General features: G+C 61.9%; 13 protein-coding genes. 10 read left to right on the plus strand and 3 right to left on the minus strand.

Annotated elements, in window-relative coordinates:
- The first annotated feature begins 136 nt into the window (after nt 1-136).
- The 3 genes from ACSEXS_RS16185 to ACSEXS_RS16195 all read left to right on the plus strand — a co-directional run bounded on the left by ACSEXS_RS16185 (nt 137) and on the right by ACSEXS_RS16195 (nt 3,806).
- Nucleotides 137-1,342, plus strand: coding sequence for a saccharopine dehydrogenase family protein (locus tag ACSEXS_RS16185; protein ID WP_438434274.1), 1,206 nt, complete (start codon nt 137-139; stop codon nt 1,340-1,342).
- 1 nt (nt 1,343) lies between these two features.
- Entirely contained in the window at nt 1,344-2,483 is a 1,140-nt protein-coding gene (gene nspC, locus ACSEXS_RS16190) for a carboxynorspermidine decarboxylase (RefSeq protein ID WP_438434275.1), read from the plus strand.
- Between the two features lie 312 nt (nt 2,484-2,795).
- Nucleotides 2,796-3,806: a ketoacyl-ACP synthase III gene (locus ACSEXS_RS16195; protein ID WP_438434276.1), complete on the plus strand. Its 1,011-nt coding sequence runs from the start codon at nt 2,796-2,798 to the stop codon at nt 3,804-3,806.
- A gap of 110 nt (nt 3,807-3,916) precedes the next feature.
- Here ACSEXS_RS16195 and ACSEXS_RS16200 read toward each other — a convergent pair whose 3' ends face one another.
- Nucleotides 3,917-4,285, minus strand: coding sequence for a hypothetical protein (locus ACSEXS_RS16200; protein ID WP_438434277.1), 369 nt, complete (start codon nt 4,283-4,285; stop codon nt 3,917-3,919).
- Nucleotides 4,286-4,543: 258 nt separating this feature from the next.
- Between ACSEXS_RS16200 and lacZ the strand changes: the two genes are divergently transcribed.
- Together lacZ and ACSEXS_RS16210 are read left to right on the plus strand one after the other, a co-directional pair.
- Nucleotides 4,544-7,783, plus strand: a complete 3,240-nt coding sequence (lacZ, locus tag ACSEXS_RS16205; protein ID WP_438434278.1) for a beta-galactosidase, LacZ type — start codon at nt 4,544-4,546, stop codon at nt 7,781-7,783.
- Between the two features lie 165 nt (nt 7,784-7,948).
- A complete protein-coding gene (locus ACSEXS_RS16210; RefSeq protein ID WP_438434279.1) occupies nt 7,949-8,440 on the plus strand; it encodes a GNAT family N-acetyltransferase in 492 nt (163 codons plus the stop codon).
- A gap of 106 nt (nt 8,441-8,546) precedes the next feature.
- Here ACSEXS_RS16210 and ACSEXS_RS16215 read toward each other — a convergent pair whose 3' ends face one another.
- A complete protein-coding gene (locus ACSEXS_RS16215; RefSeq protein WP_438434280.1) occupies nt 8,547-10,307 on the minus strand; it encodes an alpha-glycosidase in 1,761 nt (586 codons plus the stop codon).
- 223 nt (nt 10,308-10,530) lie between these two features.
- Between ACSEXS_RS16215 and ACSEXS_RS16220 the strand changes: the two genes are divergently transcribed.
- Complete coding sequence (locus tag ACSEXS_RS16220) at nt 10,531-11,271, plus strand: SAM-dependent methyltransferase (RefSeq protein WP_438434281.1); 741 nt, start codon at nt 10,531-10,533, stop codon at nt 11,269-11,271.
- Nucleotides 11,272-12,447 (plus strand): MBL fold metallo-hydrolase, encoded by a 1,176-nt coding sequence (locus tag ACSEXS_RS16225; RefSeq protein ID WP_438434282.1) that lies wholly within the window; start codon nt 11,272-11,274, stop codon nt 12,445-12,447.
- Between the two features lie 136 nt (nt 12,448-12,583).
- Here the strand turns inward: ACSEXS_RS16225 and ACSEXS_RS16230 are convergent, their stop codons facing one another.
- Nucleotides 12,584-13,171, minus strand: coding sequence for a phosphatidylglycerophosphatase A family protein (locus tag ACSEXS_RS16230; protein WP_438434283.1), 588 nt, complete (start codon nt 13,169-13,171; stop codon nt 12,584-12,586).
- Between the two features lie 140 nt (nt 13,172-13,311).
- On the opposite strand from ACSEXS_RS16230, the gene ACSEXS_RS16235 reads away from it, so the two are divergent.
- The 3 genes from ACSEXS_RS16235 to rdgB all read left to right on the plus strand — a co-directional run bounded on the left by ACSEXS_RS16235 (nt 13,312) and on the right by rdgB (nt 15,935).
- A complete protein-coding gene (locus ACSEXS_RS16235; RefSeq protein ID WP_438434284.1) occupies nt 13,312-14,397 on the plus strand; it encodes a GerMN domain-containing protein in 1,086 nt (361 codons plus the stop codon).
- A gap of 154 nt (nt 14,398-14,551) precedes the next feature.
- Nucleotides 14,552-15,289 (plus strand): ribonuclease PH, encoded by a 738-nt coding sequence (rph, locus tag ACSEXS_RS16240; protein WP_438434285.1) that lies wholly within the window; start codon nt 14,552-14,554, stop codon nt 15,287-15,289.
- 4 nt (nt 15,290-15,293) lie between these two features.
- Nucleotides 15,294-15,935: an RdgB/HAM1 family non-canonical purine NTP pyrophosphatase gene (gene rdgB / locus ACSEXS_RS16245; RefSeq protein WP_438434286.1), complete on the plus strand. Its 642-nt coding sequence runs from the start codon at nt 15,294-15,296 to the stop codon at nt 15,933-15,935.
- Nucleotides 15,936-15,960 lie beyond the last annotated feature (25 nt).

A 15,960-nucleotide genomic window follows, 5' to 3' on the forward strand; every position in this document is an offset into this window, starting at 1 on the left:
TTTTGTGAGCAAATGCAGGCCGATTCCGGTTTTATCCCGGTTTTTGTCGAGTTTAATTGATATTGCCATCCATTATAGGTATAATCAATTTTGTTTGTTGGAAAGCACAGCCCTATTGAACTGGAGGAATGCTATTTTGGGTAAGGCGTTGATTATTGGCGCTGGCGGTGTAGCGAGTGTCGTCGTGCACAAGTGCTGCCAGAATCCGGACGTATTTGAGGAAATTTGCATCGCGAGCAGGACGAAGGAGAAGTGCGACGCCCTGAAGGCCAAGCTTACCGGCGGGCGCACGAAGATCCAGACTGCTCGACTGGACGCCGATAACACGGACGAGGTCATCGACCTGATCCGCAGCTTTCAGCCGGATGTCGTCATCAATGTCGCTCTCCCTTACCAGGATCTGAGCATCATGGACGCTTGCCTGGCAACCAAAGTCCACTACGTGGACACGGCTAACTACGAGCCGCCCGATACGCCGAAGTTCGAATACAAATGGCAATGGGCTTACAAGCAAAAGTTCGAAGAAGCCGGCATCACCGCTCTCCTCGGCAGCGGCTTCGACCCGGGCGTGACCGGCGTGTTCACGGCTTATGCGCAAAAGCACCATTTTGACGAAATTCATACCATCGACATTCTCGACGCGAACGGCGGCGACCACGGCTATCCCTTCGCCACCAACTTTAACCCGGAGATCAACATCCGCGAGATAACGGCGAACGGCCGCTATTTCGAGAACGGCGAATGGATCGAAACGGCTCCGCTGTCGGTTAAGCAATCCTACGACTTCGACGAGGTTGGACCGAAGAATATTTACCTTTTGTACCATGAAGAGCTCGAATCGCTGGCCGTTAACATAAAAGGCGTGAAGCGCATCCGCTTCTGGATGACCTTCTCGGACAATTACCTGACCCACCTGAAGGTGCTGGAAAACGTCGGCATGACCTCCATCGAGCCGATCGAGTTCGAGGGCAAGGAAATCATCCCGCTGCAGTTCCTGAAGGCGATCCTGCCGGACCCGGCCTCGCTCGGACCGCGCACGAAGGGCAAGACGAACATCGGCTGCATCATCCGCGGCGTGAAGGACGGCAAGGAGAAGACCTACTACGTCTACAACGTCTGCGACCATCAGGAAGCCTATGCCGAAGTCGGCTCCCAGGCAATCTCCTATACGACCGGCGTTCCGGCGATGATCGGCGCCATGCTGATCCTCCAAGGCGTCTGGAAGAAACCCGGCGTCTACAACGTCGAAGAGTTCGATCCGGACCCGTTCATGGACGCGCTGAACAAGCACGGACTGCCCTGGAAAGAAGACCTGGCGCCCGTCCTGCTGGACGAGGTGTAAGATGGACATCGATATCCGTTCCCTGCCTTCGCCTTGCTACCTCGTGGACGAACGGTTGATCCGGCGCAATCTGGAGATTCTGAAATCCGTCCAGGACCGGACCGGCGCCAGCATCCTGCTCGCGCAGAAGGGGTTCTCGATGTTCGAGCTGTACCCGCTGATCGGCGAATACCTGAAGGGCGTCACCTCCAGTTCCCTGTTCGAAGCCCGTCTCGGCTACGAGGAAATGGGCAAGGAGGTCCACGTGTACGCTCCGGCGTATGTGGACGGCGAGTTCGACGAGATGCTGACGTATGCCGATCACATCGTGTTCAATTCGTTCGACCAATGGAACCGGTTCAAGGATAAAGTCAAGAGCTATCCCGGCAAAACGATCGAATGCGGCATCCGCGTCAATCCCGAGTATTCGGAAGTGGCGACGCCGCTCTACGATCCGTGCTACGCCTATTCCCGGCTCGGCGTCACCCGGGCGAACTTCCGCCCGGACGAACTGGAAGGGCTGGACGGCCTGCATTTCCATGCGCTCTGCGAGCAGAACTCGGATACGCTGGAGCGGACGCTCGCAGCCGTGGAGGAGAAGTTCGGCGAGTTCCTGCCGGGGATGAAATGGCTCAACTTCGGCGGCGGCCACCACATCACCCGCCCCGATTACGACATCGAGCGGCTCGTCCGCTGCATCACGCACATCCAGGACAAGTACGGCGTCCACGTCTACCTGGAGCCGGGCGAGGCGATCGCGCTGAATACCGGCTACCTGGTGACCACGGTGCTGGACACGATCGACAACGGGATGAACCTGGCCATCCTCGACACCTCCGCCACCTGCCACATGCCGGACGTGCTGGAGATGCCGTACCGCCCGACGATCCTCGGCGCCGGACAGCCGGGCGAGTTCGCCCATACCTACCGGCTCGGCGGGCTGACCTGCCTGGCGGGCGACGTGATCGGCGACTATTCGTTCCCCGAGCCGCTGAAGGCCGGCGACAAGCTCGTCTTCACCGACATGGCCCACTACACGATGGTCAAGAACCACATGTTCAACGGCGTCAATCTGCCGTCCATTGCCCTCTATCGCGAGGGGGAAGGCAGCAAGGTCGTTCGCCGCTTCCAGTACGAGGACTACCGCAACCGGCTGTCATAAGCAATCGCAGGCGGGCTGGCGACAGTCCGTCGGCTGGCCGCAAGCAGACCGCAAGATAAGCGCAAACAGACCGCAAGATAAGCGCATGCAGACCGCGAGCTGAACAACCGCAAGCGCTCTAAAGCTTTGCGTGGTTCGAAGCGCCCTTTCCCCGGAATAGCCCGGGGGAAAGGCGCTTTTTGCCGATTTATTCGGACCGCATCCACCTCGGCCAGGGCCCCTCTTTGCAAACGAAAAGAAAAGGAGGTATAATCAATAAGAGAATTAGTACCAGGTACTAATACCAAATACTAAACTAGGCAGGTGGCAGAGATGGGATACGGCGCCAGAATCAGCGCGATCGGGTCTTATGTGCCGGAACGGCGGCTCGGCAACCGCGAGCTGGAGCAGATGGTGGAGACGAACGACGAATGGATCGTCCAGCGGACCGGCATCCGCGAACGGCGAATCAGCCGCCCGGATGAATATACGAGCGATTTGGCCTGCGCCGCCGTGCAGGATCTCCTCCGGCGTTATGGAAAGGACGCCGGCGACATCGATCAGATCATCGTAGCCACGAGCACGCCGGATTTCGCTTTCCCTTCGACGGCTTCCATCCTTCAGCACCGTCTGGGGATTCCTCTCACGGCGGGGGCGTTCGATTTGAGCGCCGCCTGCGCCGGCTTTGTCTATGCACTGCATATGGCCCATGCGCTTGTCGCATCCGGGCTGCACCGTAAGGTGCTGGTTGTCGGAGCGGACGCGCTGTCGAAGATCACGGACTACAGCGACCGCAGCACCTGCATTCTGTTCGGCGACGGGGCGGGCGCCGCGCTGGTCGAGACGGCCGAAACCGACCGCTTCCTGAGCCATCACCTGGGCAGTGACGGCAGCGGAGCCCAGCAGGTCTACCGCACCGGCTTGGCCAAGCAGGTCAACGGCGTGGAGCTGAATGACAGCGGCTGGCTGGTGCAGAACGGCCGCGAGGTCTTCCGCTGGGCGGTGCGGACGGTGCCGCAGGGAGTCGAGGAGGTGCTGCGCAAGGCCGGCATCGGCATGGAGCAGGTGGATTGGTTCATTCCGCACAGCGCGAACCTGCGGATGATCGAGCCGATCTGCGAGCGGCTGAATTACCCGCTGGCTCAGTCGCTGTACAGCCTGGTGAAATTCGGCAATACCTCCGCCGCCAGCATTCCGCTCGCGCTGGACCTTGGGGTCCGCGAGGGCAGGGTGCGAAACGGCCAACTCGCTCTGCTCTACGGCTTCGGCAGCGGTCTTGCTCACGCCGGGCTCTTGCTGAGACTCGATCTGGACGACAGCGTGGCGGCTCCGGCTCCCTTGTGACCGAAGGGGAGAGCCGACCGAACGAAGCTGCGATTCCAGACGGTGCGGCAGAACGTAAACAGTAAGAATCCCCGCCTTGTATGACCAGCGGGGATTCTTTCCGTCTTCCTTTAAAAAACGAGGATGACCCCTTCCACCCGAACTCCGCCCGTTCCACTATTGGCAATTCTGAGCCGAAACGTTCCGGGAGGAAGCACGAAGGGCAGGACGACGATGCGGGTTCCCGTCACCGTGATGCTGTTGGTCACCGGCAAGCCGGTTCCGGCATTCACGAGTTGATACCGGACGACAGGTGTGGCGGTACTTCCGGTCGCTCGGCTTTGAGATACAATCACTTCTCCGTTGTTTACGAGTTGGGTGACCCGGAACGATCGGGTCACGACCGACGTCCCCGGGAAAATCGTCGGGAACAAAAACGTGATCAGTTGACGGATGAGGGTCGTGCTCCGCTTAAGCGCCGTTCGAAGTGAACCTTTCACCGTATTCACCTCCCCTCCGCTTGGGATTGGGGACGGCAGCGCCGAACCTCTAAGACTATGCTATGTGCGTCCTTTTATTCGGTTTAGACTTGGGAGAAAGATAGATGACTGTTCGGAGCGGGCAGGTTGGAAAAGTGCAGAATCCCCATGCGAATATCGTTAGGGTAATGGGAGTATTGTTGGCTTTCCGCTGTTCGGCATTGTGAGTAAAATAAAGGTGAAACTTAACCTTCATCCCAATCGAATCCGAGGTGCAGCATGCCGAAAAAACTAACGTATACCCCTCCCGCCAACGGGTATCCCGAGTGGAACAACAACCCGGACCTATTCCAAATCGGCCGAATGGACGCCCATGCCTTTTTCCTGCCTTACCCTTCCGCGGAGGAAGCGCTGAAGAACGACCGGACCGCGACGCCGTTCGTGCGGTCTTTGAACGGCGACTGGAGGTTTCATTTTGCCGAGAATCCGGACAGCCGCCCTGCGGACTTCTATCGGGAGGACTTCGATGCGTCCGGCTGGGACACGATTCCGGTCCCCTCCCACTGGCAGCTCCAAGGCTACGATTTTCCCCAATATACGAATGTCGTTTATCCCTGGGTCGGCCACGAGGACTTGAAGCCGCCGTTCGCGCCGACGAAGTACAACCCGGTCGGCTCTTACCTCCGCACCTTTACCGTTCCGGCCGAATGGAGCGGCCAGCCGGTGTTCGTCAGCTTTCAGGGGGTGGAGTCCGCCTTCTACGTCTGGCTCAATGGGGAACTGGTCGGCTACAGCGAGGATACGTTCACACCGGCGGAATTTGACCTTACGCCTTATCTGAAGGAAGGCGAGAACCGGCTCGCCGTCGAGGTATACCGCTGGTGCGACGCGAGTTGGCTGGAGGATCAGGACTTCTGGCGGCTGTCGGGCATCTTCCGCGAGGTCTACCTGTATACGAAGAAGCCTGTGCATGTCTACGATTTCTTCGCGACGCCCGCGCTGGATTCGGTTTACCGGGACGGCTCTTTGCGGGTGAAGGTACAGGTGCGCAATTACGACGCCGCCAATCGGGGACGGCATAGCCTGACCGCCCGGCTGTACGACCGCAGCGGTAAGCCGGTGCCCGGTGCCGAGGCGCGCCACGGCTTCTCCGTGGATGACCGGGAAGCCGTCGAATTCGAGCTGACCTTGTCCGTGGAAAACCCGCTCAAATGGAGCGCCGAGCAGCCGCACCTGTATACGCTCGTGCTGGAGCTGACGGCCGAAGACGGCGAACGGCTGGAGGCGGCTTCCCACCGGGTAGGCTTCCGCACGTTCGAGCTGAAGGACGGGTTAATGCGGATCAACGGCGAACGGATCGTTTTTCTCGGCGTCAATCGGCACGAATTTTCCTGCGACAAGGGCCGTGCGGTCGGAGAGGCGGAGATGCGGCGGGATATCGAGCTGATGAAGCGGCACAACATCAACGCCGTGCGCACGTCGCACTATCCCAACCATCCGCTCTGGTACGACCTGTGCGACGAGTACGGCCTCTATGTGATCGACGAGACGAACCTGGAGACGCACGGCAGTTGGGCCTACGGGCAGCCTCCCCAGGAGGAGCGCGACACCGTGCCCGCCGGCAAGCCGGAATGGACGGCGAATGTGCTCGACCGCTGCAACTCCATGCTGCAGCGCGACAAGAACCATCCGTCCGTCGTGATCTGGTCGCTCGGCAACGAGTCGTGGGGCGGCCGCAACTTCGTCCTCATGCACGATTATCTCAAGGCCGCCGACCCGAGCCGGCTCGTCCATTACGAGGGCGTATTCCATCACCGGCCGAGCTCTTCGGCGAGCGACATCGAAAGCCACATGTACACTTCCCCTGAGCGGGTGGAGCAGTATGCCAGGATGGACCGGTTCGATCCCCAGCTGGAGCAGCTCGGCAACGGCACCGGCAAGAAGCCGTTCATTCTCTGCGAATACAGCCATTCGATGGGCAATTCGACCGGCGGGCTGTTCAAGTACGTCGACTTGTTCCACCGGTATCCGGTGCTTCAAGGCGGCTTCATCTGGGACTGGATCGATCAGGCGATCCGGTCGAAGACGCCGGAGGGAACGGAGTACCTGGCCTACGGCGGCGACTTCGGCGAGACCCCGCACGACGGCAATTTCTGCGGCAACGGGCTGATCTTCGCGGACGGCACCCCATCGCCGAAGCTCGCCGAAGTGAAGGCGGTCTATCAGAACCTCCACTTCCAGGCTGTGGATCTGCGCAAGGGCGCGGTGCGCGTCGAAAACCGCTACCGGTTCACCGACCTCGACGCATTCGAGCTCGTCTGCACTCTGGAGCGGGATGGCGAATGCGTTGCCGAGCGCCGCGGCAGCTATTCCCTTGCGCCGGGAAGCGCGGAGACGCTGTATTTCTCCTGGCCGCAGCCGGAGAATCCCCGGCCGGGCGAGGAGTATGTCGCGACGCTTTCCGCCGTGCTGAAGGAAGATACGCTCTGGGCAGCAAAGGGCCACGAAGTGGCGTTCGGCCAATTCGTGCTGCCGGTAACGCCGGCAGCGGCCGCCACGGAAGCCGCCGAAGGCGCATCCGTGGCCGAAGCAGAGGCCGGCGAACGTGCTGCAGCTGGTGACCGTGCCGATGCGGCGCGAGAGCCGCTGCGGATCGGCCGGCAGGGCGGCTGCGAGGTCGCCGAAGGCGCGGGCTTCCGGATCGCCTTCGATGCGGCGACGGGCAGCCTGGAGTCGTGGCAGCTCGCCGGAACCGAGCTGCTGGCCGATGGAGAAGGCCCGGCGCCGTACTTCTGGCGGGCCTATACCGACAATGACCGCGGCAACGGGCTGCCGGCGCGCGCCGCCGTCTGGCGGAGCGCCGGGGCAGAGCGCCTCGCCGTCGGCGCCTCGTTTGAACGAACGGACGGCGGACTCACCGTCCGTCAGGAGTTCCTGCTGCCGGAAGCCGCACAATCGCGCGTCCGCGTCGAGTACCGCGTCGCGGCCGATGGAACGGTCCGCGTGCGGCAGGAGCTGACGCCGGGGCCGGGGCTGCCGGAGCTTCCGGCGGTGGGCATGCGCTTCAGCCTGGACGGGAGCTTCGACCGGCTGGAGTGGTACGGGCGCGGTCCGGACGAGAATTACTGGGACCGCCGCACCGGCGCGCGCATCGGCAAGTTCCGGGCCTCCGTGGCGGAGCAGGTAACCCCTTACCTGCGTCCGCAGGAATGCGGCAACAAGACGGAGGTCCGCTACGCCCGGCTGACCAACTCGGCCGGAACGGGGCTGGAGGTGCGCGGCTGCCCGCTCGTCGAGCTGTCGGCGCTGCCGTACTCGCCGGAGGAGCTGGAGGCGCATGACCATCCGTATAAGCTGCCCGAGAGCCGAAGGACCGTGGTCCGTGTCAACGAGCGCCAGATGGGCGTCGGCGGAGACGATTCCTGGGGAGCGCGGACGCATCCGGAATTTACGCTGTATGCGAACCGGCCTTATGTCTATGAATATGAATTGAAGGGAATCCGGGACGGAAACGTCTGATTCTCACCCCGGACCGTCCCGCTTGTCGGAGTATAGGAACAAAAGAGGCCTTCGATTTTCGTGCTCTCGCGCGGAACCGAAGGCCTTTCTTCCTATTCCTCTACCGCAGCAGCGGGATTCTTGCTAGAATAGGACAATCGCTTAGCGAGGGAGAGGGGATGCAAGATGGAAATTGTTCAAGACGATTTAAGCGGAGCGGAGGTGCGCTCGCTCATCGAGGAGCATTTGCGGCATATGGCGTCCTTGTCGCCGCCGGAGAGCACGCATGCGCTCGATGTGGAGAAGCTGCGGCAGCCGGATGTCACCTTCTTCAGCGCCTGGGAGAATGGGGAGCTGCTCGGCATCGGAGCGTTGAAGGAGCTGGACGGCGGGCACGGCGAGATCAAATCCATGCGGACGGCGAACGGCCAACACCGCAAGGGAGTCGCCCGCAGCCTTCTGAGGCGAATTCTCGAGGAAGCCGGACACCGCGGCTACCGGCGGGTCAGCCTGGAGACCGGAGCGCGGTCGATCCCCGCGTTCCATGCCGCCCACGCGCTCTATGAGAGCTTTGGCTTCCGGGAATGCGGCCCGTTTGCCGCTTACTGGGACGACCCCAACAGCTTGTTCATGACGCTGGAGCTGAGCGGAGCGGCGGAAGGGAAGTCCGTCTCATAGAGTGGATGGGAGGAGAAGCCTCTATTCCCGCCTTCAAGAAGACAGAAAGGAGCTTGAGCGACAACGGGTCGCCCAGCTCCTTTTCTGTCTTCTATATGACCGCCGGTTACTTCTTGTCCTGCCGCAGGCTGCGGCGGAGAATTCGGTAACCGAGCGGATCAAGCGGAATCGACAGCTTGCCTTCGTAGGGAGTGACTTCCTCCCCGGACAGCGCATCGGTCCAGCCTTCCGCTTCGATCGGATGCTCGATGGTCGTCGGACCGATCGTGTTGTTCATCCAGATCAGGAAGTGGTCGTCTTCGTCGATCCGTTCGTAGACGATCCGCGTGTCGTTCATATCGGCCTTCAGGAAGCGGAACCGTCCGTCGCGCAGCACCTTGTTCTCCTTGCGCAGGTTGATGAGCAGCTTGTAGAAGTCATAGAGCTCGTTGTCCTGCTTTTCGGGGTCCCATTCCATGCACACCCGGCAGCCGGGATCGGGTCCGCCTTTCAGCCCGATTTCGTCTCCATAGAAGATACAAGGCGTACCGATGTATGTCATGAGGAAGACGATGGCGAGCTTCAGCTTGCGTTTGTCTTCGCCGCATACCGTCAGCGCCCGCGGGGTGTCGTGGCTGCACAGGAGGTTGAAGACGACCTCGTTGGCCTGCTGCGGGTAACGCATCAGCAGGCAGCCCATGTTGTTCGCGAACGTGAAGCCGTCGACTTGGCCGGAGACGAAGAACTCCAGCACCCGGTTGGAGAACGGATAGTTCATGACGGAGTCGAACTGGTCGCCGAGCAGCCAGTTGATCGAATCGTTCCAGACCTCGCCGATGATATAGGCTTCGGGATTGGCTTCCTTGACCACCCGGCGGAACTCGCGCCAGAAATGATGGTCGATCTCGTTGGCGACATCGAGCCGCCAGCCGTCCAGCTTGATCTCCTCGATCCAATAGCGGGCGACGTCGAGCAGATACTCCTTGACCTCGGGATTGGCCGTGTTAAATTTGGGCATGTTGCCGAAGAAGCCGAAGGTATCGTAGGTGGGAATCCCGTCTCTGACCGCGATGGGGAACTCCCGAACATGGAACCAGTCCGCATACTTGGAGTTCTTGCCCTTTTCCTGCACGTCCTTAAAGGCGAAGAAATTCTCGCTGCAGTGGTTGAACACGGCGTCCAGCACGACCCGGATGCCGCGCTTGTGGCATTCCTCCACGACCTTTTTCAACAGCTCGCTGTCTCCGAAGTGAGGGTCGACCTTCTTGTAATCGATCGTGTCGTACTTGTGATTGGAAGACGACTCGAACAGCGGCGTGAAGTAGATCGCGTTGATGCCGAGATCGCACAGGTAGTCGAGTTTGTCCAGAACGCCTTGCAGGTCACCGCCCATATGGTTGAGCGGGTCGGGAGGGGTGCCCCAGGGCTGAACGCTTTCCGGATCGTTGGACGGGTCGCCGTTGCAGAAGCGATCGGGGAAAATCTGATAGAAAATCGCATCCTTGGCCCATTCGGGAGGCGTGAACACGTCGATCTCATGGATGTAGGAATACTCGAAATACCCGCCCGGCGGAGTCGGTTCGTTATGGGTGATACCGGTCTCGATCATCCAAACCGTTTCATTGCCGGCCGAGATTTTGAAGCCGTAGTTCATTCGTTTGAATTCGGGACGGAACCGGCCCTCCCAATAGTCGAACATGGCATCGGAGGCGATTTTCTGCAGCGGATCGGTCTTGGTCGTTTTCCCCCAGTCGTATTTGTCCCCCCAGACGGCTTCGACGCGTTCGACGTCGTCCCGCTTCGTCCGGAGGCGCAGATGAATCGTGCGGTTGTCGTAGGCGTAGGCCCAACTGTCTTTGGTAAAATGATAAAAGGCTTCCAGATGCATCGGTCCTCATCTCCTCGGAGTGAATGAATCGACAATGGCGGTCATCGTATGCGTATGTAGGAAACCGACGTGCGCTTCCGTGACAGATTGCCTACCACCCTATTACCCCGGATGGATCAACTCAGAATCAGCGGCGGGGTTTGCGCGTCCGGTGCGGCGACCTTACAATGGGATTAAGAAGAAATTTACCGCGATCGGTCGCACAAAGAGGAGAATGAACCTTATGGCAGAGGCATGGTACGAGAAAAGCTTCGGGCAGGACTACCTGCTCGTCTACAAGCATCGGGATATGCAGGGGGCCCAGGCGGAGGCCAGCCGGATGGCGGGCTGGCTCACGCTTGCGCCGGGAGCAAACATCCTCGATCTGTGCTGCGGCATGGGGCGCCACTCGCTGGCGCTGGCCGAAGAGGGCTACCGGGTGACCGGCATGGATCTCTCCGAGGTGCTGCTCGCCGAGGCTCGCCGGCTGGACGAGCGCGGCCAGGTTGAGTGGGTCCGGGGAGACATGCGCCGGGTCCCTCTCCAGGGTCCCTATGACGGGGTAGTCAATCTGTTCACCTCGTTCGGTTATTTCGAGACGGATGAGGAGAACGGGGCCGTGCTTCGGGAGATCGGGCGGCTGCTCGCGCCGGGCGGCCGCTTCCTGATCGACTTCCTGAACGCCCGCTTCGTCGAACGCCATCTCGTGCCTTCCTCGGAACGGCAGGACGGAGCCATCACCATCCGGGAGAGCCGCTCGATCGAGAACGGCTATGTCTGCAAGCGCATCGTGCTGTCCGAGCCGGGCAAGCCGGACCGTTGCTACCGGGAACGGGTGCGGCTGTACGGGCTCGACGACTTCAGGCGGCTTCTGGCCGGAACCGGTCTCAAGCTCGATCAGGTCCACGGCGATTACGACAGCGGAACCTACTCCGAGGAGGAATCCAAGCGGCTCATTCTGGTCGGAACGAAGGAGGGCGCGTAGATGACGGAGCGCGTCCCTTACGACCGGCCGGGCGCTCTGCTGTTCGCCGCGACATCGCCCGCATCCCCGTCATCCTTAGCGCCGGGCGGCCTCAGCGGCGGATCGGGGCAGTCTCCGTCCGCCCGGCCGGAGGAAGAGAACGCAGCCTCTGCACGGCTTTTGCCTCCTGGCGAGGCGGGACTGGCCGGCTCGATCGTCCGCGTGCGGATTCCGCTCCCCTTCCCCCTGCGCTGGGTGAACAGCTACCTGATCCCGGACTCGTCGGAAGCGGGAGCGGACCGCGGCTGGTCGCTCGTCGATCCCGGCCTTCATACGCCCGAAGCAATAGCGGTCTGGGAGCGGGTTCTGGCGGAGCTGGATCTGAAGCCCGCCAAGCTCTCCCGCATCGTGCTGACCCACCATCATCCCGACCATTACGGGCTCGCCGGATGGTTTCAGCAGCGGAGCGGCGGCGCTCCCGTTCTCCTGTCGCCGGAGGGACGGCGGCAGGTCGAACGGCTGTGGGGACCGGGAACGCCGCTTGCCGGGGAGACGTTGCGGCTGTTTGAACAGCATGGGCTCGGCTCCGCCAGGCTGGCGGACATGCGGACCCATCTGGAGAGCTTCCTGCTGCAGGTCAACCCGCAGCCCGAGCTCACGGAGCTGCGGGCCGGCGAATGCGTCCGCATGGGCGGCGCCGATTGGCTGGCCATCCACACGCCGGGTCATGCGTTCGGCCACCTTTGCCTGTATCAGCCGGAGGAGCGGCTGATGCTCGCGGGCGACCACGTGCTGCCGCGAATCACGCCCAACATCAGCTTCATCCCCGGGGAGGACGGCGATCCGCTCGGTTCGTATCTGCGTTCGCTCGCCGAGATCGCCCACTATCCCGTGCAGCTTGCGCTTCCCGGCCACCGCGATCCCTTCCCCGACCTTCCCGGGCGCGCGGCCGAGATCGCCCGCCACCACGAGGAACGCCTGGCCAAGATGGCGGCGGCGCTCGCCGTGCCGCTGAGCGCGGCCGAGCTGTGCGAAGCCTACTTCGGAAAGGAACTGACGGTGCATTCACTGCGGTTTGCCCTGTCGGAGACCATCGCCCATCTGATTCGGCTGGAAGCGCTCGGTCTCGCCGAACGAGAGGAGCGGGACGGTCTCATCCGCTATCGGGCCTGCCGCGTCGGGGAAGGCCGGAAGTAGCGGACCGCCGGGCGGGCTGCCGCATTCACTGCACCGTCATCCATCCATTGCCTGCCTCCGGTGCGGGAAGCCCCAACGATTGCCGCGCCGCAGTTCAACAGCCGCTCCGCCGATCCTTCGGCGAAAGCGGCTGTTTTCAATCGGCGGGAGCGCCGTCCGCTCCGGTGAGCGAAGCGCCGACGGTTTCTCCGGCGCCCGGCAGGCCCGAGCGCTCCTGCTCCGCCTTGGCCTGCTGCCGGTGAGCAATATAGCTGCAGGCCGAAGCGGCCACCGCTCCGACGAGGTCATCGAGGAAGGTGTGGCATTCGTTGTCTGTTCGGTCGTTCAGCTTGGCCAGGATGCCCGGCTTCAGCTTGTCCAGGTAGCCGTAGTTGGTGAAGCCGATGCTTCCGTAGACATTGACGATCGACAGGGCGAGCACCTCGTCGCAGCCGAACAGCTTCTCGTCGTTCTCGATCAGCTCCTGCAGCGGCGAATCGAGCTGGCCCTTTTCGGCGAAGCGGTCGATCTGGATGCCGAGCAGGATTGCATTCTGCACCTCGCGCTTGGACAGAACGCGGTTGACCGCGGCGGTGCATTCGTCCGCGGTGAGCGCCGGGTAATATTCCTTCTGGGCGTCCAGCACCAGCTTGGCGATCTGCTCCGTTTGAACGCCCCGTTCGACCAGCCATTCCCGGGCCGCCCGCTCCACCTTGACGCTGTCCAGATTGTATTTGACGGTCATGAAGTCGCTCCTTCCTTTGGATCCGTGTTGCGCTTGACAATCTCTATCATTGTAGCCAATTCCCGGTATAAAATGCGCAGGGGCTCGTATACATAGAAGGGAAACCAGCTCGTACCATGGATATAAGGAGGAATCATCCGATGAAATTCGGCAAACCGGTCCGCATCCTGCCCGCCGCCTTCGCGATTCTCTTGGCCGCAAGCGGCTGCTCGCTGAAAACGCAGGAGTCGCAGGCGATCGATCCGCCCCCCGACGAAGCACAGGTGATGATGAACCAATCGGACGCGGCCGCCAAGGCCGGACAAGCCGCGGCGGGACAGGTTGTCCTCACGGGAGCGGCGGTGAGCCAAAAAGCGGGCTCGGCGGCGGAGCTCTATGTCAAGGACTCCCGGGGCTACGTGGTTCCGATCAGCGTGCCGCTGCCCGAGAGCGGGAATCGTCCGCTCACCGCCCTGCAGTACCTGGTGGAAGGCGGACCGGGAGAAGCGCTCTTGCCGGACGGCTTTACGGAGCTCGTACCGAAGGGTACCCAGGTGCTCAGCTTATCGGTGGACAAAAACCGGCTGGCAACGGTCAACCTGTCCGCCGAATTTACCCATTACAACGCCTTGGACGAACGGCGGATTCTGGAGGCGCTCACCTGGACGCTGACCGGGTTCCCGACGGTCGAGAAGGTGAAGCTCTTGGTGGAGGGCCAGCCGCTGCCCCAGATGCCGGAAGACGGCACGCCGCTCGATCAGCCGCTTGACCGCAGCATGGGCATCAACCTCGAGCTCGCTCCCGGCGTAAGCCCGATGCATTCCACGGCGGTCGTGCTCTACTTCACCAACCGGACGGAAAAGCAGTTCGCTTACTACGTGCCGGTCACGAGGCTGACGAGCCGGACGAACGACATCGCCAAGGCGACCCTGCAGGAGCTGGTCAAAGGACCGGACGTCGCTACGGGGCTTATGACCGCCTTGTCGGCGGAGACAAAGATCCTCGGGGTGAACGAGGCGGACGACAACAGCCTGATCCGCGCCGACCTGGGCAGCGCCTTCCTGGATCAGGACCAGAAGGCGACTCCCGAGGCGGTGGAGATGGTGGTGCTCTCGCTGACGGAGAACACGAAGGCCAAGCAGGTTCAGCTGTCCGTCAACGGCAAGCCGGCCGTCAGCGCCCTCGACAACACGGCCTATTCGCAGCCCGTAGAACGGCCGGAAGCGATTAACCCGTTCAAGAGCTGAAGCGGACCGGGAATAAATCGGGAGCCGGAATCCATAATGGGGAGGAGAGGAGTTTCCGGAAGACGGAGATGCTTTTCCTCCCCTGCTTTGGTAAAATAGCGAAAGAAACGCGGCCAGGCTACATACGGCCCGTACGGAAAGATGGAGGATCCCGATGAGACACGATGGAAGACAACAGGATGAAATTCGGCCGGTGGCCATTACACCGTCCTTTATCAAGCATGCGGAGGGTTCGGTGCTGATCGAGGTGGGCGACACGCGGGTCATCTGCACCGCGACTGTGGAGGAGCGCGTTCCTCCGTTTATGAAAGGACAAGGGAAGGGCTGGGTGACGGCGGAATATTCAATGCTGCCGCGCGCGACCCAAACCCGCAACCAGCGCGAAGCCGCCAAGGGCAAGCTCGGCGGGCGCACGATGGAAATCCAGCGGCTGATCGGCCGTGCGCTGCGCTCGGTCGTCGATTTGGACAAGCTCGGCGAGCGGACGATCACCCTTGACTGCGATGTCATTCAGGCCGACGGCGGCACCCGCACGACCTCCATCACCGGCGCATTCGTGGCGATGGTTCAGGCTCTTCATAAGCTGCACGTCCAGAAGCCCTTCGCCAAGTTCCCGGTGACCGATTTCCTCGCTTCGATCAGCGTCGGGGTCGTCGGTGAGACGCCTCTGCTCGACTTGAATTACGAGGAGGACTCCAAGGCGAAGGTCGACATGAACGTCGTCATGACCGGCGGCGGCAAATTCGTCGAGGTCCAGGGAACGGGCGAGGAATCGCCGTTCAGCCGCGAGGAGCTCGATGCGCTGCTCCGTCTGGCGGAGCAGGGGATCGGTTCGGCCATCGCGGAGCAGAAGAAGGCGCTCGGGCCGCTGGCCGAGCTGGTTGGGAGGTAAACCGGTGACGGAGAAGACAGCCAAGGCGATTCTCATCGCCACCCGCAACAAGGGCAAGGCCGGCGAGTTTGCGGCCCTGTTCGGCGCGCTGGGCTACGAGGTGCGGACCCTGCTCGATTACCCGGAGCTGCCGGATATCGTCGAGGACCAGGATACCTTCCTCGGCAATGCGCTGAAGAAGGCGCGGGAGATCGCCCAGCGTCTCGGCATTCCGGTGCTGGCGGACGACTCCGGCCTGGAGGCGGAAGCGCTGGGCGGCGAGCCCGGCGTCTATTCCGCCCGCTACGCAGGAGAGCCGACCGACGACGCGGCCAACAACGCCAAGCTGCTGCGCGAACTGGCGAAGCGGATGGAGGCCGCCCCGCTTGCGGAGGACGGCGGACCTCTCGTCTACGGCGCCGCCCGGTTCATCTCGGTGCTCGTCCTCTATGACCCGCAGGACGGAACCTGGATTCATGCCGAAGGAACTTGCCCCGGCTACCTTCTGGCCGAGGGCCGGGGAACCAGCGGGTTTGGTTATGACCCGCTGTTTTATCTGCCGGCCTACGGCAAGACGCTGGCGGAGATGACGATGGACGAGAAGAACCGCGTCAGCCACCGCGCCGCCGCGCTGGCCAAGCTGGCCGAACTGCTGAAGCGGGATTAACCGTCCCATTCGCTCCCAATTGGGA

Origin of the sequence: Gorillibacterium terrae, assembly GCF_051594785.1 — a bacterium.
In the GTDB taxonomy this organism is placed as follows: Bacteria; Bacillota; Bacilli; order Paenibacillales; family NBRC-103111; genus Gorillibacterium.